Origin of the sequence: Mesorhizobium sp. M0601, from assembly GCF_040320845.1 — a bacterium.
Taxonomy (GTDB): Bacteria; Pseudomonadota; Alphaproteobacteria; order Rhizobiales; family Rhizobiaceae; genus Mesorhizobium.
On record NZ_JAMYQK010000050.1, the window covers coordinates 1 to 21,569 of the forward strand.

The 21,569-nt window shown below is 59.3% G+C and carries 20 protein-coding genes, 1 pseudogene and 1 riboswitch; of the genes and pseudogenes, 13 read left to right on the forward strand and 8 right to left on the reverse strand.

The window, feature by feature from the left end:
• Nucleotides 1-44 precede the first annotated feature (44 nt).
• From NKI41_RS29190 to NKI41_RS29210, 4 genes and pseudogenes are all read left to right on the forward strand, one after another.
• Nucleotides 45-227: an HAD hydrolase-like protein gene (locus tag NKI41_RS29190; protein ID WP_352686161.1), complete on the forward strand. Its 183-nt coding sequence runs from the start codon at nt 45-47 to the stop codon at nt 225-227.
• 945 nt (nt 228-1,172) lie between these two features.
• Nucleotides 1,173-2,508, forward strand: a pseudogene (gene glyA / locus NKI41_RS29200) (serine hydroxymethyltransferase).
• A 54-nt stretch (nt 2,509-2,562) separates the two neighbouring features.
• Nucleotides 2,563-3,738: a methionine adenosyltransferase gene (gene metK, locus NKI41_RS29205; protein ID WP_352517529.1), complete on the forward strand. Its 1,176-nt coding sequence runs from the start codon at nt 2,563-2,565 to the stop codon at nt 3,736-3,738.
• 109 nt (nt 3,739-3,847) lie between these two features.
• Nucleotides 3,848-4,840: an adenosine kinase gene (locus tag NKI41_RS29210; protein ID WP_352517528.1), complete on the forward strand. Its 993-nt coding sequence runs from the start codon at nt 3,848-3,850 to the stop codon at nt 4,838-4,840.
• Nucleotides 4,841-4,872: 32 nt separating this feature from the next.
• On the opposite strand, the gene NKI41_RS29215 is transcribed toward NKI41_RS29210, so the two are convergent.
• Nucleotides 4,873-5,550: a transposase gene (locus tag NKI41_RS29215; RefSeq protein WP_352517527.1), complete on the reverse strand. Its 678-nt coding sequence runs from the start codon at nt 5,548-5,550 to the stop codon at nt 4,873-4,875.
• Between the two features lie 288 nt (nt 5,551-5,838).
• Here NKI41_RS29215 and NKI41_RS29220 point away from each other — a divergent pair, with 288 nt between their 5' ends.
• A complete protein-coding gene (locus tag NKI41_RS29220) occupies nt 5,839-6,090 on the forward strand; it encodes an MFS transporter (RefSeq protein ID WP_352458261.1) in 252 nt (83 codons plus the stop codon).
• Between the two features lie 62 nt (nt 6,091-6,152).
• On the forward strand, nt 6,153-6,986 hold the full coding sequence (locus NKI41_RS29225; RefSeq protein ID WP_352515945.1) for a helix-turn-helix transcriptional regulator: 834 nt from the start codon (nt 6,153-6,155) through the stop codon (nt 6,984-6,986).
• A 317-nt stretch (nt 6,987-7,303) separates the two neighbouring features.
• On the opposite strand, the gene NKI41_RS29230 is transcribed toward NKI41_RS29225, so the two are convergent.
• Entirely contained in the window at nt 7,304-7,558 is a 255-nt protein-coding gene (locus NKI41_RS29230; RefSeq protein ID WP_352686164.1) for a hypothetical protein, read from the reverse strand.
• Between the two features lie 555 nt (nt 7,559-8,113).
• Nucleotides 8,114-8,314: riboswitch (cobalamin riboswitch) on the forward strand.
• 95 nt (nt 8,315-8,409) lie between these two features.
• On the opposite strand from NKI41_RS29230, the gene metE reads away from it, so the two are divergent.
• Nucleotides 8,410-10,755, forward strand: coding sequence for a 5-methyltetrahydropteroyltriglutamate--homocysteine S-methyltransferase (metE, locus tag NKI41_RS29235; RefSeq protein ID WP_352686166.1), 2,346 nt, complete (start codon nt 8,410-8,412; stop codon nt 10,753-10,755).
• Nucleotides 10,756-10,853: 98 nt separating this feature from the next.
• Here the strand turns inward: metE and NKI41_RS29240 are convergent, their stop codons facing one another.
• From NKI41_RS29240 to NKI41_RS29250, 3 genes are read right to left on the reverse strand one after another with little or no spacing between them, the layout of a single operon-like run.
• Nucleotides 10,854-11,072: an FMN-binding negative transcriptional regulator gene (locus NKI41_RS29240; protein WP_352517525.1), complete on the reverse strand. Its 219-nt coding sequence runs from the start codon at nt 11,070-11,072 to the stop codon at nt 10,854-10,856.
• 34 nt (nt 11,073-11,106) lie between these two features.
• Nucleotides 11,107-12,009: a dihydrodipicolinate synthase family protein gene (locus NKI41_RS29245; protein WP_352517524.1), complete on the reverse strand. Its 903-nt coding sequence runs from the start codon at nt 12,007-12,009 to the stop codon at nt 11,107-11,109.
• Nucleotides 12,010-12,061: 52 nt separating this feature from the next.
• Entirely contained in the window at nt 12,062-13,294 is a 1,233-nt protein-coding gene (locus tag NKI41_RS29250; protein ID WP_352686168.1) for a trans-sulfuration enzyme family protein, read from the reverse strand.
• Between the two features lie 74 nt (nt 13,295-13,368).
• Here NKI41_RS29250 and pdxR point away from each other — a divergent pair, with 74 nt between their 5' ends.
• From pdxR to NKI41_RS29275, 5 genes are all read left to right on the forward strand, one after another.
• On the forward strand, nt 13,369-14,874 hold the full coding sequence (gene pdxR / locus NKI41_RS29255; protein ID WP_352686221.1) for a MocR-like pyridoxine biosynthesis transcription factor PdxR: 1,506 nt from the start codon (nt 13,369-13,371) through the stop codon (nt 14,872-14,874).
• Nucleotides 14,875-14,961: 87 nt separating this feature from the next.
• Nucleotides 14,962-15,114, forward strand: coding sequence for a hypothetical protein (locus tag NKI41_RS29260; protein ID WP_352686227.1), 153 nt, complete (start codon nt 14,962-14,964; stop codon nt 15,112-15,114).
• A 97-nt stretch (nt 15,115-15,211) separates the two neighbouring features.
• On the forward strand, nt 15,212-15,718 hold the full coding sequence (locus NKI41_RS29265) for a B3/B4 domain-containing protein (protein ID WP_352686170.1): 507 nt from the start codon (nt 15,212-15,214) through the stop codon (nt 15,716-15,718).
• Nucleotides 15,719-15,762: 44 nt separating this feature from the next.
• Nucleotides 15,763-16,284 carry a hypothetical protein gene (locus NKI41_RS29270; protein WP_352686172.1) on the forward strand — a complete coding sequence of 174 codons (522 nt, stop codon included), beginning with the start codon at nt 15,763-15,765 and terminating at the stop codon, nt 16,282-16,284.
• A complete protein-coding gene (locus NKI41_RS29275) occupies nt 16,284-16,805 on the forward strand; it encodes a helix-turn-helix domain-containing protein (protein WP_352686174.1) in 522 nt (173 codons plus the stop codon). The genes NKI41_RS29270 and NKI41_RS29275 overlap by 1 nt, the downstream gene beginning before the upstream one ends.
• Before the next feature lie 277 nt (nt 16,806-17,082).
• On the opposite strand, the gene NKI41_RS29280 is transcribed toward NKI41_RS29275, so the two are convergent.
• Nucleotides 17,083-18,138: a cytochrome-c peroxidase gene (locus NKI41_RS29280; protein ID WP_352686176.1), complete on the reverse strand. Its 1,056-nt coding sequence runs from the start codon at nt 18,136-18,138 to the stop codon at nt 17,083-17,085.
• 798 nt (nt 18,139-18,936) lie between these two features.
• Nucleotides 18,937-19,185: a DUF982 domain-containing protein gene (locus NKI41_RS29285; RefSeq protein ID WP_352686178.1), complete on the reverse strand. Its 249-nt coding sequence runs from the start codon at nt 19,183-19,185 to the stop codon at nt 18,937-18,939.
• A gap of 607 nt (nt 19,186-19,792) precedes the next feature.
• Here NKI41_RS29285 and NKI41_RS29290 point away from each other — a divergent pair.
• Nucleotides 19,793-20,263: a Ros/MucR family transcriptional regulator gene (locus NKI41_RS29290; RefSeq protein WP_352452644.1), complete on the forward strand. Its 471-nt coding sequence runs from the start codon at nt 19,793-19,795 to the stop codon at nt 20,261-20,263.
• 218 nt (nt 20,264-20,481) lie between these two features.
• Here the strand turns inward: NKI41_RS29290 and NKI41_RS29295 are convergent, their stop codons facing one another.
• Nucleotides 20,482-20,694 (reverse strand): cold-shock protein, encoded by a 213-nt coding sequence (locus tag NKI41_RS29295; protein ID WP_352686180.1) that lies wholly within the window; start codon nt 20,692-20,694, stop codon nt 20,482-20,484.
• Between the last annotated feature and the right edge of the window lie 875 nt (nt 20,695-21,569).

Sequence of the window (21,569 nt, forward strand, 5' to 3'; positions counted from 1 at the left end):
AACTTCGCTCGTAAGGGCGACCTTAAGAGCGCAGCCTCGCTACCGTGCCGTCCTCTCGCAAGGCGGCCTTCGCCGGAGGGTATCTCGCCGGATTGGAATCGGGTCTGAAGACAGCCCTTGTTCTTAGTGGGGTGAGCACGCGGGCTGACATGGAGCGGTTTCCATTCAGACCGGACCACGTGATCGAGCGCCTCGCCGATCTTGGCGAGATCCTCATGAAGAAATGAACATGTGGAAACGACGCGCATTGATGCCCAGTCGGTCGGTCGCAATCTCTTTGTGGGCTTCCGGTTTTGCGCGGGGACTGGATTTGAACCTGTGATCTTCAGGTTATGAGACTACGACTACTTGGCCGGGAAGAAGATCGGATTGAAAGGGAACCTTCCTTGTCATCTTTGCATCACGGTCAGTCTGCTCGAGATTGACCGCTGAAAACCGGGAGCACGAGCGGGCTGGGCAACGTTGCAACAGATCCTTCAAGGAAATTCATAGACTCTTCGCAACTCCAGTTCGCTGTGAATGGTAGACTTATTGCAACGTTTGAGATCAGTGGGGTCAAAACCGTGGCGCCGCCTATTCTCCGACCCGCCGAACTGCGTGTAACTTCGGCTAAGGCAATGGCAAGAAGAGCGCCATCTTGTTTGTTCGACAGAACCATATCGTCTCAAAACAGTATCTTCACGGCCACCGAGATTGTCCATCGGTGGACAACCGACCGTATAATTTGGTTCGAAAGCTGCAACATCTGTGGAGGACGCGAAATGACAAATTCGGTAGGACTTGGTCCTGACCCATGATGACACTGGTCAGTCGCCTACGGACGGCAGCGCATTTAGATCGCCTTCGAATCCTAGGCCTTTGCGCGCATGCGGACCTAACAGTTTGCCAGCTAGCGGAGATTCTGGGTCTGCCTCGTGAGCACGTTGTGCGACACGTCCGGCTGCTGGCCAGAGCCGACTTTCTTTACTGCAACGAACAACGTCCGTGGTGCTCGTACCATCTCAAAACAGGAGGTAAGGACGGCGGGCTGGTTCAATTGTTGGTTGATCTCCTGCCCCACGGCGATGGCTATCACAAACGAGACCTTCAACGGCTCGAAGCGGTACGAGACACGCGGCCGAAGGGGACCGCATGCTTGACCGTGAAATAGATCAATCCAATTGGAGCGCGAAATGGACAATTCCGCCGACAGCGCCATCGCGCAGCCCGACACCTACGGGCGGTCTTCCTTGGTCGCGGTTGATTGCCGCGTTCACGAGCTGCTTCTGAGACAGGAGCGGCAGGAGCGGACGACCCTCAAACTCATCGCCTCTGAGAACTTTGCGTCCTCGGCCGTGCTGGAAGCGAACGGCTCGATTTTCACGAACAAGTGCGCCGAGGGGTACCCCGCTGCGCGCTACTACGCGGGAAACGAGATCGATGAGCTTGAAACCCTCGCCATTGAGCGCTTGAAAACATTATTTGGCAGCGAACACGCCAACGTCCAGCCTTATTCCGGCTCACCGGCCAATCAGGCTGTCTACCGCGCGCTTTTGAGCCCCGGTGACAAGGTCATGGGCTTGCCCCTTCCGGAAGGGGGCCATCTGACCCATGGTTGGGCCATCAACTTTTCCGGGACTGACTATCAACGCGTCCCTTATGGGCTGCACGAAAAGACGCAGCAAATTGACTATGACCGCTTGCGCGAGACAGCCAAGCGGGAACGGCCGCGGCTCATTTGGGTCGGTGGGACTGCTTATCCGCGTGTCTTTGACTACGCGGCAATGGCAGAAATCGCCCTGGAAGCGAACTCCTATCTCGTAGCCGACATTGCGCACATCAGCGGCCTGATTGCCGCGGGAGCGCACCCGAATCCCGTGCGCCATTGCGACGTGGTCAGCAGCACCTCCCACAAATCGATCCGCGGTCCCCGCGGTGGTTTCATTTTTTCCAGGAACGAAGATCGCTATCAGGCCCTGTATCATACAAAGAGCAAATACAATCTTGCCAGACGAATAGACCGGGCGGTCTTTCCTCACCTGCAAGGCGGGCCCCACATTAATGCCATCCCTGCGCTAGCAGTTGCCTTGCACGAAGCCGCGAACCCGTCCTTCCGAAGCTACGGCCAACAGACCGTCAAGAATGCCAAGGCTCTTGCACAGGCACTGATCGAGCGAGGTTATGACCTGGTTACCGGGGGGACGGACAATCACATGCTGATCCTTGATCTTCGCGATCGACCACTATCAGGCAAGGCCTATGCCGAGCGGTTAGCGAAGGCAGGCATCAGTACGAACTTTAATATGGTGCCGGGCGACCCGCGCCATCCTGCGGTCACAAGCGGAATTCGCCTGGGGGCGCCAGCAGTGACGTCAATGGGCATGCGCGATGTGGAAACCGTGCAAATTGCTCGCTTCATTGACTCCGTCCTCTGGCGAGCCAGACGACGAAGATCTCCATGCCTCCCTGCGAAGAGGCGTTGCCGACTCGTGCGCTGCGTTCGAGGTCCCGGGCATCCCCGACAGGTAAGGTGGGCTAAGCAAAATGCCCCATACAACTCCAACACCCGAAGTGAGGCATTTCATGGCTAGGCAGTTCGTGTTCTCTTCCGAATCGGTTGGCGCGGGACACCCGGATAAGTTGGCCGACAACATCTCGGATGCCATCCTCGATGCCATCCTCCGCACCGATCCCAAGGCGCGCGTCGCCTGTGAAGCGTTGGTAAAATCAGGGATAGTCGTTCTGGCTGGCGAGATTACCAGCGATGCGCGGGTGGATTATAGCCAAGTTGCGCGCGATACAATTCTCGATATTGGATACGACGATGAGGCCGTCGGCTTTGACGGCCGGCGTTGCTCTGTCGTTCATGCACTCACCGAGCAATCGCCCGACATTAGCCAGGGCGTTGACGAGGGACGAGGGCAGGACCTCCAGCAGGGAGCGGGAGATCAGGGCCTCATGTTCGGCTACGCATGCCGCGAAACCGATACCTTGATGCCTTTGCCGATCCAGCTCGCGCATCGCTTGACGAAACGACAGGCAGATGTCCGGAAAGCACGACAGCTTGGCTGGTTGCGTCCTGATATGAAATCCCAAGTCTCAGTGCGCTATGAGGGGTTGCGCCCGGTCGCCCTTGATACCATCGTCGTATCGACCCAACATGACGAGCAAGTCTCGCAAGAGACGGTCCGCGAGGGCGTCATTGAGGAAATCATAAAGCCTGTCCTGCCGACCCACCTGGAGACGGAAGGCATCAGAATTCTGGTCAACCCGACGGGGAGGTTCGTAGTCGGCGGGCCGCGCGGCGACTGCGGTCTCACTGGACGCAAGATCATCGTCGATTCCTATGGTGGGATGGGTCGTCACGGCGGCGGCGCCTTTTCCGGCAAGGACCCGTCCAAGGTTGACCGCTCAGCTGCCTATGCGGCCCGGTATGTCGCAAAGAATATCGTCGCTAGCGGACTTGCGGACGTCTGCGAGGTGCAGCTTGCTTACGCAATCGGCGTGGCCAGTCCGGTTTCTGTCATGGTCAACACGTTCGGAACAGCGAGGATTGAGGAAAGAAGGATCGAGCGCCTCATTCTTGAGTTGTTCGATCTCAGACCGAAGGGCATTATCAAGATGCTTGATCTCTTACGCCCTATATACCGCAAGACCGCGACCTATGGCCATTTCGGCCGTGAAGAGCCTGATTTCACCTGGGAGAAGACAGACAGGGCCGACGAATTGCGTCGCGAGGCAGGACTTGCCGCCCCGTGAGGGCTGGCGCCGAACCGATTGGCAAGCGCAAAGCCCATTCCCACTGGCCAGACCCGCCGGCGGTCGGCATGCCAGAAAGCCGGTGGGCTTTTGGCGGAGACATGAATTGATGCCGGAATATCACGTGCTTTGTATCGGGAATGCCATCGTCGACATCATCGCCCAGTGCGACGACGCGTTCCTGGAGAGGAACGGCATCATTAAGGGCGCGATGAATTTAATCGACACGAGGCGCGCCGAACTGCTCTACAGCCGCATGGGCCCGGCCATCGAAGCCTCCGGCGGCAGCGCCGGCAACACGGCGGCGGGCGTGGCCAGCTTCGGCGGCCGCGCCGCCTTCTTCGGCAAGGTCTCGAACGACGCGCTCGGCGAAATCTATGCGCATGACATCCATGCCCAGGGCGTCGCCTTCGACACCAGGCCGCTCAGCGGCGAACCGCCGACGGCGCGCTCGATGATCTTCGTCACGCCGGACGGCGAGCGCTCGATGAACACCTATCTCGGCGCCTGCGTCGAGCTCGGCCCGGAGGACGTCGAGGCTGACAAGGCGTCGGGCGCCGCCGTCACCTATTTCGAGGGCTATCTGTGGGACCCGCCGCGCGCCAAGGAAGCGATCAGGCAGACGGCGAAACTCGCCCACGCCGCCGGGCGCGAAGTGTCGATGACATTGTCGGACTCGTTCTGCGTCGACCGCTACCGCGACGAGTTCCTCGATCTGATGCGCTCCGGCACCGTCGATATCGTCTTTGCCAATAGCCACGAGATCAAGTCGCTCTACCAGACCGCGTCCTTCGACGAGGCGCTGGCGCGGATCCGCAAGGACTGCAAGATCGCCGCCGTCACCCGCTCGGAAAAGGGCTCGGTGATCGTGCGCGGCGACGAGACCGTGACCATCAATGCGACCAGGCTCCGCGAGCTGGTCGACACCACCGGCGCCGGCGACCTCTATGCCGCCGGCTTCCTCTATGGCTACACGCAACGCCGCAGCCTGAAGCAGTGCGGCGATCTCGGCTCGCTGGCCGCCGGGCTGGTCATCCAGCAAATCGGCCCAAGGCCGAGGCAGAATTTGCGCCGCGAGGCCGAGCAGGCGGGGCTGCTGTAGGTGGCGAGCCAAGAACCAGCTGCCCACCCTCCTTAATCCAGCCCGAGCCTTTTCTTCAGTTCCGCATTCTCCTTGCGGAGACGATCGGCAAGCAGACTCTTTAGCCGCTTGTTTTCTTCCTCGAGCGCGACGAGATCCTTCAGCCCGTCACTGTCCGCCGCCGGCGCCGCCGCCTTCTTCCAAAGATAATATGTCTGTTCCGAGATGCCGGCTTGCTTCACCGCGCTCTTGAGAGTAGCGCCGCCGCCGATCGAGGTCTCGATCTGCGCCAGCTTCTGGGCACGATCCTTCGCGGAGTAGCTCTTTCGGCCTGTTCGCGCTGACGGCGGTGCTTCAGTGGTCGCGGATATCGGCTTGGCGCCCTCCTTGCGGGCAGGCGCGCTCGCCTCAGCTTCTGGCTTCCTCGACCGCCGCGCTCTCGTCTTCGGTTTTGGCGTTTCCGCTTTGTCTGCCGGTTCGCTACGAACTACTGCTGACTCGGTTTCCAGGGGATTGGCCATGAAATGCTCCACTCGCGGTTTGTGCAAAGGTTCAGCATCAAGGGCCACTACAGTAGAGTCAACAAGCTGACGATTTAACGGCTCGACTTCCTTTATTGTCTCGGCCATCGCCGCGGCGATGTCGAAATTGCCCCAGATGGAACGTGCGGATTTTTCATAATTGCGCTTTTGTTTGACTTCCACGGTGAATGGTCGCGTCTGCCGCCTCATAGTTCCTTCCTGAATAGGAGAATGAAGTCGCCGCTCGAATTTTGGCGCTTCCTGCTTAGCGCGGAGCATTATCGTATAGCCGCTCAACGGGCAAGTGATGCCGGTCTTCGATGGCTGACCCATCTGGGGAGATTTGAGCGGCTTCGCGCGTCCTGCGCATGCCTGTAAGGCCGCCAAGTTTTGTGGGTTAGCAGGCGCGCACTGTGGCAGCTTGGCTTGTACGGCGAGGCCATGGTTGAGTGAGGCGAAACAAATCCAGCCCCGCGGTCAATCCCGAGGCTTCCCACAATGGCGAAGAGAACATCTTCACTCGTTCCTTTTGAGCACAAGACCTTCCGTTCGCTATGGTCGGCTGCACTCATTTCGAACCTTGGCACCCTAGTGGAAGGTGCGGCGGCAGCTTGGCTGATGACGAGCATCGCAGCAGTAATTTTTGATCGCCCATTCGTGCTGTGTACCAGCCCTGTGTCTTGCGCAAGTGGTCACGAACGGCTGCCGGAGCCTCGAAGACGCCCTAAAAACACATGCTGCGATTTTTGAACACGCTTGACGTGTTAGATTAATTCATCCACAATGCGTGTGTTGAACACGCGAGGTGAGTTATGAACATGAAAGAGCTTAGGGTTCGACTGGGCATGACTCAAAAAGATTTGGCAGAGCAGATGGCAACGACGCAACAGACTGTGGCCCGTTGGGAAACAGGCAAAACGCAGTTGAACGTCGAGCAGATCAAGGACCTTTGTCTCACGTTGAAATGCACGGTCGAGGAGCTGCTGGGCTGGAAGATTGATGTCGAGGAGTGGCGCACGAGCCCGTTTGCAATTGCCGATGCCGAAACGCGATACGGCACGCTCAGAATCAAGACGACTGTTGGCAGCCGCCAATATCCTATCGATGAAAAGGCGCGTGAATCGATTTTACGTCAGTTGAAGGAACTTCATAATCTTCGTAGAAATAACACAAGCAGGCCATGGCTGTATTGTTGGAGCCTTGACAACAAAATACTCTTGATAAATCCGCAATATGTCCGCACCATTGAGCTTATCGGTGACGATGTAGAGGAGATGCCAGAGTATTATCATCCAGAAATCTATCGAGCTTTGGATGACTGGGATAAGGGTGAGGTTTCAGGAAAGCTGAAGAAAGAATGCGATGCCATCATCGCAGAGATGGGTGATCAGGAAGCCGTGCGGATGGCCTCCTATGTTCGCGTCACATATGACGACGGAGAAGATGAGTGGAACTTCTTGGATGAAGAAACCGCTACGACTTTCTTCGGATTGGAAGCTGCGACCTTTGACGTTCCCCAGTGTAGTTTCGCCGAAGTGGAGGAAGAAGGTTACTACCGAGCGCGATACGCCAACCTTGATCGCGTCGCGGTGATGGAGGTTCCAAGCGACCGTTATCACAGATTGACCGCGCCCGAGGAAGCTTAGAACCATCCACGAAGGGCGCATGTTACATCTCGACCTTGCGTGGTGCGTTTTCAGTACGAGATGACGTTAAGCGTAGGTAGCGGCAGGTAAGAGTGCTCGACCAGAAGCTCAACTGCCTCCTCAATATCGCTGCCGATGTGCCGCAGGACACGTCCACGGGAGCGTGGATAGGCGTGAAGTTCCTGCACTCCACGGTCCGCTCTCCCATCGCCGGTGTGTGCCCGACGCCATCTTGTGGACGAGCTTGGCCGCCTGCACCCGGTTGTATTCCGGCTTGCGGTCCGCCTGGGCGGTCCGCCGCGATGGCTATCTCCATGTCAATCGGCGCCGAACTTTGACTGCCCGCTGCCTTTGATGAATTTGGCGAGGTCCCGCGCATAATCACTCTTGGTCTTCTCCTTGAGGCCCTGTGTCGCGAACTTGTGGTCCAGCAGGGCAAACAGGTCCAAGTCCCCTTCCGCCTGTGGCGCTGGCTTGCCCTCACCGCCCTCGGCTTCCCAATTGGGGACCGCTTCTGCGCGCTGCACCGTGGCGATTGTCCGCCCAAGACGCATCACAAGATCGAACGCCAAAGCGTGCGCGTGCACGACGATTTGCCGCTCAGGCCTCATTTGGACAGGACTTGAGCTGGCCCGGTGGTTTGAGCCGGGTTACCTTGAGCCGGTGGGCTGCGAACAACCAGTTCGAGACATTGGCCTCGATCACTTCGCAACACGCCGCTGCGCCTGGCCTCGGTGTGCTCCCCCCGAAATCGTTGTGTCATATCACCGAGGGCATCACGGCCAACAGCTTCCACATGGGCAACAGCCTCGCCATTGAGCCGAATATGGTCGCGAGCAGATCACCAACGAAGCGGTCGGAACCTCGGAGCCGAAGTTCGACGCCGAGGTGGTTCGCATGATGCGCTAAGCAGCACCACGGCGCTTGCCGGTATGTTTGCTGTCGGCAGCCGACGAACTCCTATCCTCCTGGACAAGGGCGGCGTGCGTCATTGCTTTGATTTACCGGCCGCTCAAGGCTTCCACAGTTTTCGCTTTCGAGGCGACCTTTGGAACATGCCAACGGAAATTTAACATAACGACATAAACATTTCTTTATGCGGCGTTGACAGAGAAGCGAACTGCTGTAATTGTCTCCCGCGTCGTGGTTCTCCGTACGGCGCTGCCGCAGCGGAGCTAAGAGGGAAGCCGGTGCGATGCCGGCGCTGCCCCCGCAACTGTTAGCGGCGAGCCAACCCCACTAATGTCACTGAGGCGAATAGCCTTGGGAAGACGGGTAGAGGCTATGACCCCGCGAGCCAGGAGACCTGCCACGGCGAATTACGTCCACGGGCGGGGTGTCTCGGTGGCCGCTGCAGCCTGGCGTTCGTGCCGGCCTGCTAGCGCCTTCCTTGTCACCGACGCCCCAACCATCGGGGTCTGGCATGACTGTCTCTCAGCAAATTCCTGTAGCAACGCTCGGCGTGCCCCGCTTCGGTCGTGGGCGAGAACTGAAATTCGCGCTTGAAAGCTACTGGTCCGGAAAATCGTCCGCTGCCGACCTTCTCACGACGGCGAAGGCGCTTCGTGCCGCTAGCTGGGAGGAGCAACGCGATCGCGGCGTGTCGAAAATCCCGTCGAACGACTTCTCGCTTTACGACCATGTGCTCGACACCGCAGCCATGGTCGGCGCCCTTCCGTCCCGTTACGGCTGGAATGGCGGCGAGGTCCCACTCGACATCTACTTCGCTATGGCGCGCGGCAACCAAGGTCAGACGGAGGATTGTGGGCACGGTGGTCACCAGCATGCGGCTCATCGGCCTGGCGTAGCCGCGATGGAAATGACCAAGTGGTTTGACACCAACTATCACTACATTGTGCCGGAACTAGACGATGATCAGACGTTCGCTCTTTCGTCGACGAAGCCGGTTGATTACTTCCTCGAGGCTAAAGCCCTCGGCATTCACACACGCCCAGTCATCCTTGGACCGGTCACCTTCCTCAAGCTGGCTAAATCGCCTGCCGAAGGCTTCGATCCCATCGCGCTCCTACCACGGCTTCTGCCCGTCTACGAGCAACTCCTGCGGAGCTTGAAGCTGTCGGGCGCCGATTGGGTGCAGATCGATGAGCCAGCGCTTGTCCTCGATCTGAACCCGAACGAACGAGCTGCGTTCGAATTCGCCTATGGCCAGCTGTCGAAAGCCGCGCCCGAGCTGAAGATCATGCTGGCTACCTATTTCGGGCCGCTGGGAGACAATCTCGAAACCGCGGTTTCTCTGCCCCTGGCCGGGCTGCATATTGATCTCGTGCGCGCTCCCGAGCAGCTGGAAACGGTGGGTCGGCTCGCACCGAAGGATCTGGTGCTCTCGCTTGGCTTGATCGATGGCCGCAACGTCTGGCGTGCGAACCTGCCCGCCATTCTCGACCGCATCAAACCGATCGTCGCCGGCTGGCCCTTGGACCGCGTCGAGATCGCGCCTTCTTGCTCGATGCTGCATGTGCCGATCGACCTCCGCATGGAGACGGAACTCGACGCGGACATCAGGTCGTGGCTCGCCTTCGCGGCCCAGAAGACCGACGAGTTGGTGTTGCTTGCCCGGGCCCTGTCCCAAGGCAGGGATGCGGTGGCAGGCGCGTTGAAAGCGTCTGCCGAGGCTGCCGCCACTCGCGTGACATCCACGAAGATCCATGACCCGCTGGTTGAGGGGCGGATCGCCAGCATTGACGACAGCATGAAGCGACGAGAGAGCGCTTTTGCCGAGCGCTCCAGAGTCCAGGCCGGCACGCTCGGGCTGCCGCCGTTCCCGACGACGACCATCGGGTCCTTCCCGCAGACGCCGCAGGTACGCAGGGCGCGGGCCGCTCATGCGAAGGGCCAGCTGAGCTATGTCGACTACGAGACCTTCCTGAAGAAGGAGATCGAGGCTGCAATTCGCTGGCAGGAAGAGATCGGGCTGGACGTGCTGGTGCACGGTGAGTTCGAACGAAACGACATGGTACAGCATTTCGGCGAGCAGCTGTCCGGCTTCGCCTTCACCCAGCATGCCTGGGTGCAGAGCTATGGGTCGCGTTACGTGCGCCCCCCCATCATCTTCGGCGACGTATCGAGGCCCAATCCGATGACGCTGCGCTGGTGGCAGTTCGCCCAGTCGCTTACGGAAAACCCTGTGAAGGGAATGCTCACAGGCCCAGTGACCATTCTCAACTGGTCATTTGTTCGCGACGACGTACCCCGCTCCGAAGCATGCCGCCAGATCGCGCTCGCCATCCGCGACGAAGTGACGGATCTCGAATGGTCCGGCGCAAGGATGATCCAGATCGATGAGGCCGCGTTTCGCGAAGGATTGCCACTGCGCCAGTCTGATTGGAACGACTATCTCGACTGGGCTGTCGAATGCTTCCGGATCGCTTCAACGGGTGTAAAGGACGCGACTCAAATCCATACCCACATGTGCTATTCGGAGTTCAACGAGATCATCGACGCGATCGCTGAAATGGATGCGGATGTCATTTCGATTGAGACGTCGCGCTCGAAAATGGAACTGCTGGACGCCTTCACGAGCTCCAAATATCCGAATGAAATCGGGCCCGGAGTCTACGACATTCACTCACCACGGGTCCCGGAAGTCGGCGAGATTTCGGATCTCGTCATGCTTGCCCGCGAGCGACTGTCCGATGCCCAACTGTGGGTAAACCCGGACTGTGGCCTCAAAACCCGCAAGTGGGAGGAGGTCCGCCCTGCCCTCATGAACATGGTTGCTGCAGCACGCGCGCTCCGGGAGAAAGTGTAGGCCGGAAGGTTTCCTGGTTGCTCACCATGTGGTGAGTTACCGGCTGCCGCATGTCGGCTGTGAATGTGCCAAAACGCGATCACATCCTTTGAAATAAGTCACTCGAGTGAGAATGTGCACTTTCCTTCGGCACGTGTATTAATCGCGCAGGAGTAAAGGGTACCGTTTTCTCCCTGTGACGTGTCGAGTTCGAAGGGGATGTGATTGGCGTCGAGACCGCTCCGGCCATGGGTTATCAGCATGCCAAGTGCACTGTTCTCGATCAGTTCGTAGAGGACTTCTCGGCTCGGTTCATCGAAATGCGCGGGTACATACATGATAGTTCCTTTCACTGGCCGCCGGGTTCGCTATTCACCGGTTGACATCCGATGGCAAGCGTTCCAACGCGGCGGCGATCTGGCGCTTCGCTGCTGAGGGCAGAGGCAGGATGGGACGCGGGGGGTCGGCACGGCAAATCTCGAGCAATTCGGCAAGTGCATAGACGACGCGAAGGCTCGAGAACTCCTTGAAGAGGCTCCAGAGCGGCGCAAGCGTGGCATCGATCCGTCGCGCTTCGGCCGCATCGCCCTGTTGCGCCGCCGTGACGATCTTCACGCAGACCTCGGGCAGGATGCCGGCGAGGACGCTGTACCATGTGTCGGCGCCGGCGATCATGGCCTCTGCGGCGTTCCAGTCGCCGCTGTAGCCGATCGAGAACCCTTCCGGCACAGTGCGCCTCTGGTCGGCCAGATGGCTCTTGATCGCATCGCCCTTGTCTGTCGGATTCTTGATAGCGACGATCCCCCGCACCTTTGCCAGGCGGCTGACGAGTGCTGGGGTGAAACGGAAATGCGTCGTTCCTGGATTGTCGTAGATGACGATCGGAAGGCCACTTTCGCGCGCCACCGTGGAGAAATGTTCGAACACCTCGTCATCAGTGAGCGGGGTGTAAGAGGCGGCGGCAAGCAACCCCGCGGCAGCCCCAAGGGCCTTAGCGTCCTGCGCGAGCCTCACTGCTTCGTCGGTGCGCAGCGCGCCCACACCCACCACGACCGGCATTTGTCCCCCGGTTTCGTCCAAGGTCTCGGCGAGCGCCCGTCGCCGTTCCTCGCGCGTCAGATACATGTAGGTGCCGGTGCTGCCGAGAAGACCGATGGAGTCGACCTGAGCGGCGCCAAGCCGAGTAATCAGCCTGCGCAGAGCAACGGTATCGACGCGGCCGTCACGATCGGCGGGCGTGATGGGAAACGCGGAAAGACCGCTCAGGAATGCCATGGCAAGGCTCCAGGTTTGTGCGTGAGCGCAGGACTGGCCGGACGACAGGTCATCACAAGGCGTCCAGAGCCCGCCGCAGGTCGGCGATTAGGTCATCGACGTCTTCAAGACCCACCGAGAGACGCATGAGGTCCTCGCCGACTCCATCGGCCAGATGCGCATCCTTGCGGATCGGCTGACGAGCACGGGTCAGGCTTGCCGGATGATAGATGAGGCTGTCGGCATCGCCGAGGCTGACAGCCCGGGTGATCAGGTTGAGCCGGTCCATCATCCGCCGCGCGCCCTCGAACCCAGCGTGGAGGCCAAAGGCCAACATGCCCGACCCTTGGGACATCTGCTTTTGCGCCGTCACCTGATCAGGGTGCGAGTCGAGGAAGGGATAACTCACCCATGCCACCGCCGGGTGCGCCTCGAGCGCCTGAGCCACCGCAAGGGCAGTGGCGCTGTGCCGTTCCATGCGCAGCGTGAGCGTCTTCAGACCGCGCAGGATCAGGAAGGCTGACATGGGCGAGAGCGCTGCGCCGGTGATGTAGCGCAGGCCCGTTTCGTGCAGCGTGCGGAGCGTTTGCGCGTCGCCGAGAATCGCCCCGCCAAGGGCATCGCCGTGCCCATTGATGTATTTGGTCAGCGAGTGGAGCACGAGGTCTGCCCCATGTTCGAGCGGCCGCTGGAGCGCGGGGGAGGCGAAGGTGCTGTCGACTGCAATCTTTACACCGCGCGCGTGGGCGCGCTCGGCAATGGCAGCGATGTCGAGGATGCGACTCAGCGGATTCACCGGCGTCTCGAAGAAAACAAGCCGGGTCCGCTCGGTGATCGCGGCATCGAGATTGTGAGGATCGGACAGGTCGACGGCGACGACCTTGATGCCGAAGCGGGGGACCGCCTGTTCGACCATGGCAAGCGTGTTCGCATAAAGCGTCCTGTGGACGATGAGTTCATCGCCTTGGGACAGGAGCGACAGGATCAGCGTCCCGAAAGCCGCCATCCCCGAGGCAACGACCAGACCTGCCTCGGCTCCTTCCAGATTGGCGAGCCGTTGCTCGAGGATCTCCGTCGTCGGATTGTATTCGCGCGCATAGAGCCTTCCGCCAAGCGCGGCGGCGGCCTCGTTCGCTGCCACGCTTTCGAATCCATAGGTCGAGGTCAAGAAGACTGGCGGCTGAACGGCATTGGAAAAGCCGGCGGGATCGTAGCCATGATGGATCGCCCGAGTGGCGAATCCGGGACCGGTGTCGTTGAGCGACCGCGTGAGAGCATCGGTTTCCGATTGATAGGAGCGGGTCATTCGGCCTCTAAGATCTTGCTTGGGTTTCCGAAAGATTGACGGCAAACTGGCCAATGTGAAATATCCAGTTGGCGATGAATGAAATGGTCCAGTCTTCAAATGCCGGTTCTGCAGGTCGCACGCACGCGATGGGTGCACGCCAGATCTACGAGGCTCTTCGCGAGCAAATCCTCGGCGGCGTCTATGAAACCGGTAGTCAGCTGCCGTCCTCCCGAGGCCTCGCAAATAACCTTGGGGTTTCGCGAACGACGGTGACGGTCGCCTATGAGCAACTGACCGCGGAAGGTTTCATCGAAGTCCGTCAAGGCGCACGACCTCGCGTTGCATCCTCGCTGATCGGTCCTGAGACGAGCCGCACTGTCGCGAAACGAGTCGGCCCGGTTCATCTGTCCGCCTATGGCGAACGACTGCGCGTCACGCCGCCCTGGCCGGATTATCTGCCGACTGGACTGAAGGTCGATTTCCGCTATGGCGACCTGGCGCCGTCAGACTTCCCCGCATTGGTCTGGAAACGTGCGATGAACGAGGCGATGGGGCAGCGCCCGTTGCGTCTTGCCTATGACGATCCTCGCGGCTCGCGCCGGCTGCGCCAGGCGCTCCAGGGCTATCTCTGGCGCGCCCGAACCCTGAGCTGCGACCTCGAGCAGATCATCATCGTCAACGGTTCGCAGCAGGGCCTAGATCTGTGCGCTCGCCTGCTTCTCGATCCCGCCGACCGCTTCGTCATCGAGGACCCGTGCTATAGAATGGCGCGTCAGGTCTTTGCCAGTACGGGTGCCTCGCCCGTTCCGGTCACCGTCGACGAGGACGGGATGAAGACGGAGTTGCTGGCGGGGATCGGGGCACGACTGGCCTATGTCACGCCATCGCATCAGTTTCCGCTGGGCGGCGTCATGCCGATCGCGCGCCGCCATCAGCTTCTGGAATGGGCGCGGCACAACAACGCCTATGTGATCGAGGACGACTACGACAGCGAATATCGCTACGATATCAATCCGGTCCCTCCGCTGCACAGTCTTGAGGACCACGGGGCTGTCATCTACCTCGGCACGATCTCCAAAACGCTCTCGCCGATGCTGCGTATCGGCTATCTCGTCGTCCCGACGGAATTGCAGGAGGTCTTCGCTACCGCCAAACAATTCGCGGACCGGCATTCGCCGGTGGCTGAACAGGAGGCTCTGGCCTGTTTGATCGAGAGTGGCGGCTACGAAAGCCATGTGCGGCGTGTGCGCAGGCTGAACGGCGAGCGTCGGGAGACGTTGTTGGGCGCCTTGCGGCGCAGCTTCGGAGATCGCATCGCTGTCCAGGGAGCAGATGCCGGACTGCACGTCGCCGTTTGGTTCAACGACCTGCCGCGGTCGCAGGAAACGACCCTGGTCGAAGCCGCCCGAGGGGCGGGCCTGGGGCTGCACCTGATCTCGCCCCTTTACGAGCGGCAATCGGACGAAGGCCACATCGATCGCGTGGGGCTTGTCATGGGCTATGCCGCCTTGAGCATTCGGCAGATCGAGAAGGGCGTTGAGATCCTGCGAGCGGTTGTCAAGCAGGTGCAAGACGCGTTGCCGGGACACGGTGGCTAAAACGGCGGGACGTGGCGTGCTGGCGAGGAAACCGACCCTTGGGCTGAACCGCATTTCGTGCAAAGCCAACTGGACTGGGAAAACGCCATGCAACTGGCGCTGTTGATCAGGCCAGTTTGGCGGCAGATTTTCGTGCGAGACGAATTTCCGAGAGCGATGCATAACCGGCAAGGAAAGCTGCTTCACATCCATATCGCGCCCGCTGCCTCCTATGAAATGGAGGATCTGGCGGAGGCGTAGCTTGTTGCCGGCCGAGGCGGGCTCGAGCACCCGCAAGAGATAATCGACGATCTCTACCAGGCCTTGTCCACGGCCGAATGATGGAATTATCCAGCGCATGGTGCGGCATGCACCATGCCGATGCCAGAAGATCTGGACGCTCGACAAGCACCTTTCTTCAAACATTTCCCGAACGACCCGCAGCGCAAAGCCTCCCCATGAGAAAAGAGCTTCCCATGTCTTCACGCCATTGATTGACCCCGAGATCAAGGCCCGCTACCCGGATTTTCATCTGATCAGCATTGTGGTGCGGAACGCTGAAATCGACGTGCTGGATGCACAGGCGTTGAACGACACGATTGCGGCGGCGGAACAGGCGGCGCTTCGCGATGACGCCCAAAGAGACGCGCATCTTGCGGCGTGGGCCGTTGCCTACGAGGCTTTCGGCACAAAGGCCAATCGAACGCCGTGCTCGGCCGCCGCGCTTCTCAAGCGGGTGCGGAAAGATGGCTCTCTCCCGCGGATTTCCCCACTGGTTGATGCCTACAATGCCGTCAGCGTGTTGTATGGCGTTCCGATTGGCGGGGAGGATCTCGATCTCTACCAGGGGTCCCGAGACTTTTAATTGCGAAGGGAGCGGAGCCATTCGACACGATCCAGCAAGGTGAAATGGTAACCGAGCATCCCGAACCGGGCGAAGTCATCTGGTGCGATGATGCCGGTGTCACGTGCCGCCGCTGGAACTGGCGGCACGGGCGGCGCACCATGGTCACGGTCGATACCCGCGCCATGTGGCTCGTGCTGGAAGCCCTCGGCCCAATGTCAGCTAAACAGATGACGGCCACCGGCGAGCATCTGATGGGACTTATCCAAGCGTTGTGCCCGGGGCGCGCGAATCGAAACCGCGCGAATCGACGAGTCCACTACATCTCGTGTTCCTTAGGGTATGGCCCCACCTTACGGAGAAACACCCCACTCAGCCCTGTCCGGATCTGGCGCTCCTTGCTCGCTCCGCTGGCCTACACAGTTGATTGCGAACGACCCAGAACGGCTCTCGAAAACGAGCGTCGAACGAAATCAGATCACTGCTTGTTCTCCCTTAGCGTTGTTTGGCGTACTTTTATCGCGATGCCTCCAGTGGGGATGGTCCAAATTGCGCAAGCTCGGTCGAGTGATCGCGGAGAAGCTTAATGTCGACTACATCGAAATTCATGGAGCGGTACGGACAACCGGTGCGAACCCGGGACGTCGTCCCGGTGTCGTCAGGCTCTCCCGTCCGACTGAGCCTCAGTTTTCTTCACGGCGCGAATACTCCTGAGGCCGCCCGGATTCTCGTTAACAGACAGCTGCCGCTCAGGACGGCCCACGCGATACTCACGGAGATGGTCGATCACGGCAAGGCGTTCGTGACGGTTCCTTGCGTCGACGACCTATTGGCACTGAAGAATGAACTGTCGTCCGCAGGCGTGATCGCGAAGGTTCATGCGCCGCGGCCGATAAGTGTTCGCGAAGTCCGGGATCGCACGAAGCTCTCTCAGGAGGCATTCTCCGTGAGGTATGGCCTCGATCTGGCAACGCTTCGAAACTGGGAGCAAGGTCGCTCGAAACCGGATGCAGCGGCGAATACTCTCCTTTGGACCATCGCCCGGAATCCGGAAGCAGTCGAAGAATCGCTGGACATGGAGGACGGAGTGGCTGCCCCATCGCCCTAGGGGGGCCGGTCACTCGGGCGCGCGGCTATTCGGCCGCCAGCGCGATGGCCGGTCGCCGCGCGGTATCGACAGCGCGCGAGCCTCATGCGTCAGACGCCTTCCTTGGCATGTCGCACGGCAGATCCCAAACATGATTCCATCGCAACGAGCTGGTGACGGAAGCAGTGTCTGCACTTTGGAAACGAGCCATTTGCGTTCTCATGGACATCGCGACTCGTCTCGTCCATTAAAAGTCGCAATCATTGTCAATTGCGATGTTCCGCAGTCAGCTGGCCGTTTATTTTCCTAAGATCTGCGTTGTAGGCCGGGGTGTTGTCGCCGTTTCGGCGGGTAAGATGGGATAGGCGACCTCGGGTGCCTTTCCGGTCAGCGAGTTGAGGAAGGCAACAAGCAGGTCGACTTCTTCGTCCGCCAGTACCACGCCAAGCTGGGTGGTTCCCATGATGGCAACGGCCTGTTTCAGATCCCAAACCTTGCCCGAATGAAAGTATGGCGCGGTGAGTGCAACGTTGCGCAGCGGCGCCACGCGGAAAACATAGGAGTCGTCGGCTGCATTGGTGACCGCAAATCGGCCCTTGTCTTTTTCCGGCAGGACCTCGGCGCTGGGCTGTTCCACGAGGCCGAATGGGTAATAGGCTTCCCCACCAACGTTGATACCGCCATGGCAGGACGAGCAGCCTTTGTCCATGAAAAGCGCCAGGCCCTGTTTCTGTTCGGAAGTCATGGCGGCGTCATCGCCATTCAGGAAGCTGTCGAAGGGGGCCGGCGTGACCAGTGTCGCCTCGAAGGCTTCGATTGCCTTGGCGAGGTTGTCGAAGGTGACCCGATCGGCTTCAGCCGGAAAAGCTGCATCGAACCACTCGACATATTGCGGCATGGACTTGAGCGTGGCGATGACTTGGCCCGGTGTATTGGCCATTTCGATCACGGCTTGGACCGGTCCCTTCGCCTGAGCCTTCAGGTCTTCGGCACGACCATCCCAGAACTGGGCGATGTTGAAGACAGCGTTCAGTACAGTCGGCGCGTTGCGCGGTCCCTTCTGCCAACCATGGCCGATCGAGGTTTCTTGATTGTCGTCGCCGCCGGTGGCCAGGTTGTGGCACGAGTTGCACGACAAGACGCCTGACGCCGAGACGCGTGGATCGAAGAACAGTGCCTTGCCGAGAGCGATCTTCTCCGGGGTGATCGGGTTATTGGCGACTGCCGGCGTGGTGGATGGCAAAGCCTTGAAAGTGGCCATTGCCGTTTCTCTGAGGTCTGCGGGGATCGAATCCGCAGCAAAGGCGGTGGCCGTCAGCAAGGGGACAGCCATCGTACTGAATAGGATTTTCATAAATGATCTCGCTGCGTCGTGCACGCAGCCACTCTGGGATATGCGGCTCATGAACGCCCTGCGCTAGATCAGTTGCGGGAGAGGACCGGGGGTCTGACACCTGTTTTTGCGGCAGAGCTTGGACCGTCCCGGAATTGAACGCTCTTCTCGATTGGATTTTGGGAGGCGGAGGATCGCTGCTCGGCAAGCGGCGGCGCCGGAGCCGTGCTCCGGTTCTCTCTGCGCCTTCAACTATGAAGAAATCGGGGCCACCGTGTCGGATTCGGTTTGGGGCCGGTTATCTGTTCCGCAGCAGTCCTGCTCGACTTCCGCCTGCCTTCGCCAGATCGACCTTGGCCCAAATCGATCCGCGATCGTGTCTTGTAGCACCTTTGCGGGACGATCTTATTTCGACTGTAGAGGGCCGTTTGGGGTGAGCAGAATTACACGAATTTCAGAGGCGCCCGAGTAGCTGTTTTAATTGGCTTGTAGGCCTCCATAGAGCGAATATTGGCAGACGACGGAGCACAATTTTGGCTTCGTTTATCATCTTGCTTCAATGGGACAACTGCTTTGCAATCATTACACGGTAATTTACCATCATGAATTTGAGAACCAAGTCCCACGCAGTGATTTTCACACCGGAGGCGTTGCAATCCTGTCGCGAGAAGCTGATTTACAAATACAACAAGATGATTAACATCGCCATAGCGCCGCAAAATATTGTTTGTTCGCTACACTACGCTCCAGATGCCGGCGAAATCTCGACACAATAACCTCGTCGGCGTACCCGCTCCAGCCTCACACACGACTGGGCGCCTATACTTGCGCTTTTCCACTGCCCGACATGCAGGCAGCGAGCCATTGCATCGCCGAGGTTGCATCTTCCAATATGGCGACGTGTTTCGCAAAGCGGAAAACAGCCTTGCGCGCTGCGCTCGCAGGTTTTCGTCCGTTGTATGCATCAAAGCACGCCCTGAGGGCGGCTTCGTAGATCCGGTCTCTGCGATCTTCTGGCCCTTCGTTGAGAAAATCGATAGCATCCGCAGGACTGGCAATCTCTTGCACGATGTGCGCTGCACGCCTTACGAAAAGTGGGCTGCTGAAGTCCCTGAGCTCATTCGTTCTTCCCGACCTGCTGAACCGCTCGTTTGCGTGAACAGGCGCCTTCTCCCGCCCACCATTGCGGAATGTGTTGTCACAGCGATAGCGGTTCAATGGCAAAGCAGCGGCGTGATGTCCTCGGTTTACCAGCGGGCCAATCCCTAACATCCTGCTGCGAGGGCGGCTCACCGGATGATGAATCTACATCGTTTCGACAATTGCGAATCAACGTTTGATACTTCCTTCACGCGCCACCAGGAAGCGGCCACTGCTCGGCCACCGATTTCACAGCCAAAGAGAGGATGGCGAAACAGAAATAGCCCGCTTCGTTTCGAGAATACTGGTCATTTCGGCGCAAAGCTTACGGCCGAGACGCGCCTGAAAATGCGCGAGGACCGCGGCAGGTCGCCAACAACGGGCGGATCAACGGTCACGACGGCGGATACCGCGCCATAGATCTCGCTGGACGAGCATCGTAATAATCGTGTCGAGACCTTTGTTGCTTTCAGCGGCGACCGCCACTATGAAGCGACGCTTCGCCGACTGTGTTTCACGCCGCCTGGAGAGTTTCATGACAGAAGAAGCCGAAAAAAACATCAACACCCTCATCGAGCTCACGGCCGATGTCGTCTCAGCCTATGTCTCCAACAATCCGATCCCGGTGGGGGATCTCCCTGCCCTCATCGGCCAAGTGCACGCGGCTCTGAAAGGGACGGCGGAAGGTGTCTCTGCAAAAGAGCCGGTTGCCCTTACGCCTGCAGTCCCGATCAGGAAGTCGGTGACACCGGACTACATCATCTCCCTTGAGGACGGGAAGAAATTCAAATCGCTAAAGCGCCATCTGTCGACCCACTATGGGCTGACGCCGGATGGATATCGGGCCAAATGGGGCCTGTCGGCGGATTATCCCATGGTCGCGCCGAACTACGCCGCGGCGCGCTCGTCATTGGCCAAGACAATGGGGCTCGGCCGCAAACCGAAAGCGCCGGAAGCGCCGGAGCCGGCGCCGACGAAGCGAACCCGCAAGAAGGTCGCGGCTTGATTTCGGCAATGGAGATTCGTTCTGGAGCGTTGCAGCCATCGGCTTAATCTGCGCGTCATATAAAAAGGCGGGGCCAACCCCGCCTCCTTTTTTATTTCATGAGGAATTCGCGACGCCTGCAGCAATCTGCTGCCCTCAGTTTTTGCTCGCTCCTATCGAGCGGCCGTGAGGACCTCCGGACCTACGCGCCCACTCTTGCCAGGACGCAGGAGAAAATTTCAACCAGCTTTGCTGAGACTGCCAGCGGAGGATTTGCCAGTGCGGCGGTCCTGTTCAATCTCATACTTGATCTTCTGGCCGTCAGCGAGGGTCGAGAGGCCCGCGCGTTCGACAGCGGAAATGTGGACGAAAACATCCGGACCGCCATTGTCGGGCTGGATAAATCCAAACCCCTTGGTGCTGTTGAACCACTTTACCGTTCCAGTAGGCATATACGTGTTCCTCCTTAACAATTGCAACGTGGGCAGGCCATTAGGCCTGCCCGACTCATAGCCGAGACTTGGGCGCAGCAAAAAGCGAAAAATTGTTAAGCCCCGATCAGCTGGCGCACTCCATTTTGGCCGTAGTCGCCAGCAAGCACTGTCCTACACTACCGCTAGAGCATGGCCGGAAGCGCCCGATCCTTCCAACGCTCCTCAGCGCCACGTCTATGGCGGGTGCTTGGAGGCACGGGACGTAAGGCCGACCGCTGCTCGTGCCGCCAGGTCAAAGGCCGGGTAGTTCACGGAGCTACCTTCGTGCATAACGGCTTGGCAAGCGCTTGAAGGAGTTTCGAATTGGATTGTTTCAAGAGGGTCGAGGGGTTGATCGATGCCACCAGCGTGGAAGCGATCGATAACGCGCGCGTTTTGCTGGACCATTCAAGGGCAAGTCAGAAACAATCGCCCAAGCGATCGACCTACTTGATTTCATGACCTTGCTGTTTGTGGTAGAAGCTCCCCGCGAGCGGATTCCACAATCCGGCGAGGCGGTTGACGCGTATCAGATTGAGCAGGATCAGGCTGTTACTCACCCGATGCTCTTGACCTAAGGGACCACGCCGCCAGCGATGCGTTTGCAGCCGCAAAGAAGGCAAAATCTGTTCGCCGGCAAACCGAGCACAGCCAGGCGGTATTTACGCAGATGAATTCGATCGCGACCGCCAAATTCTCCTGTTTGGTACCCAGCCACGACGGCAAGCGCGGACAGCTTCCGTGCTGCTGTCCTCCAGCGACAAACGTGCCTGCATGCCCCCATCCACGGCGAGCTCGACGGTTGTTTCTTACGTTTGACCAAGGTCCCGCGCAAACACTCCCCTTTCCCGCGG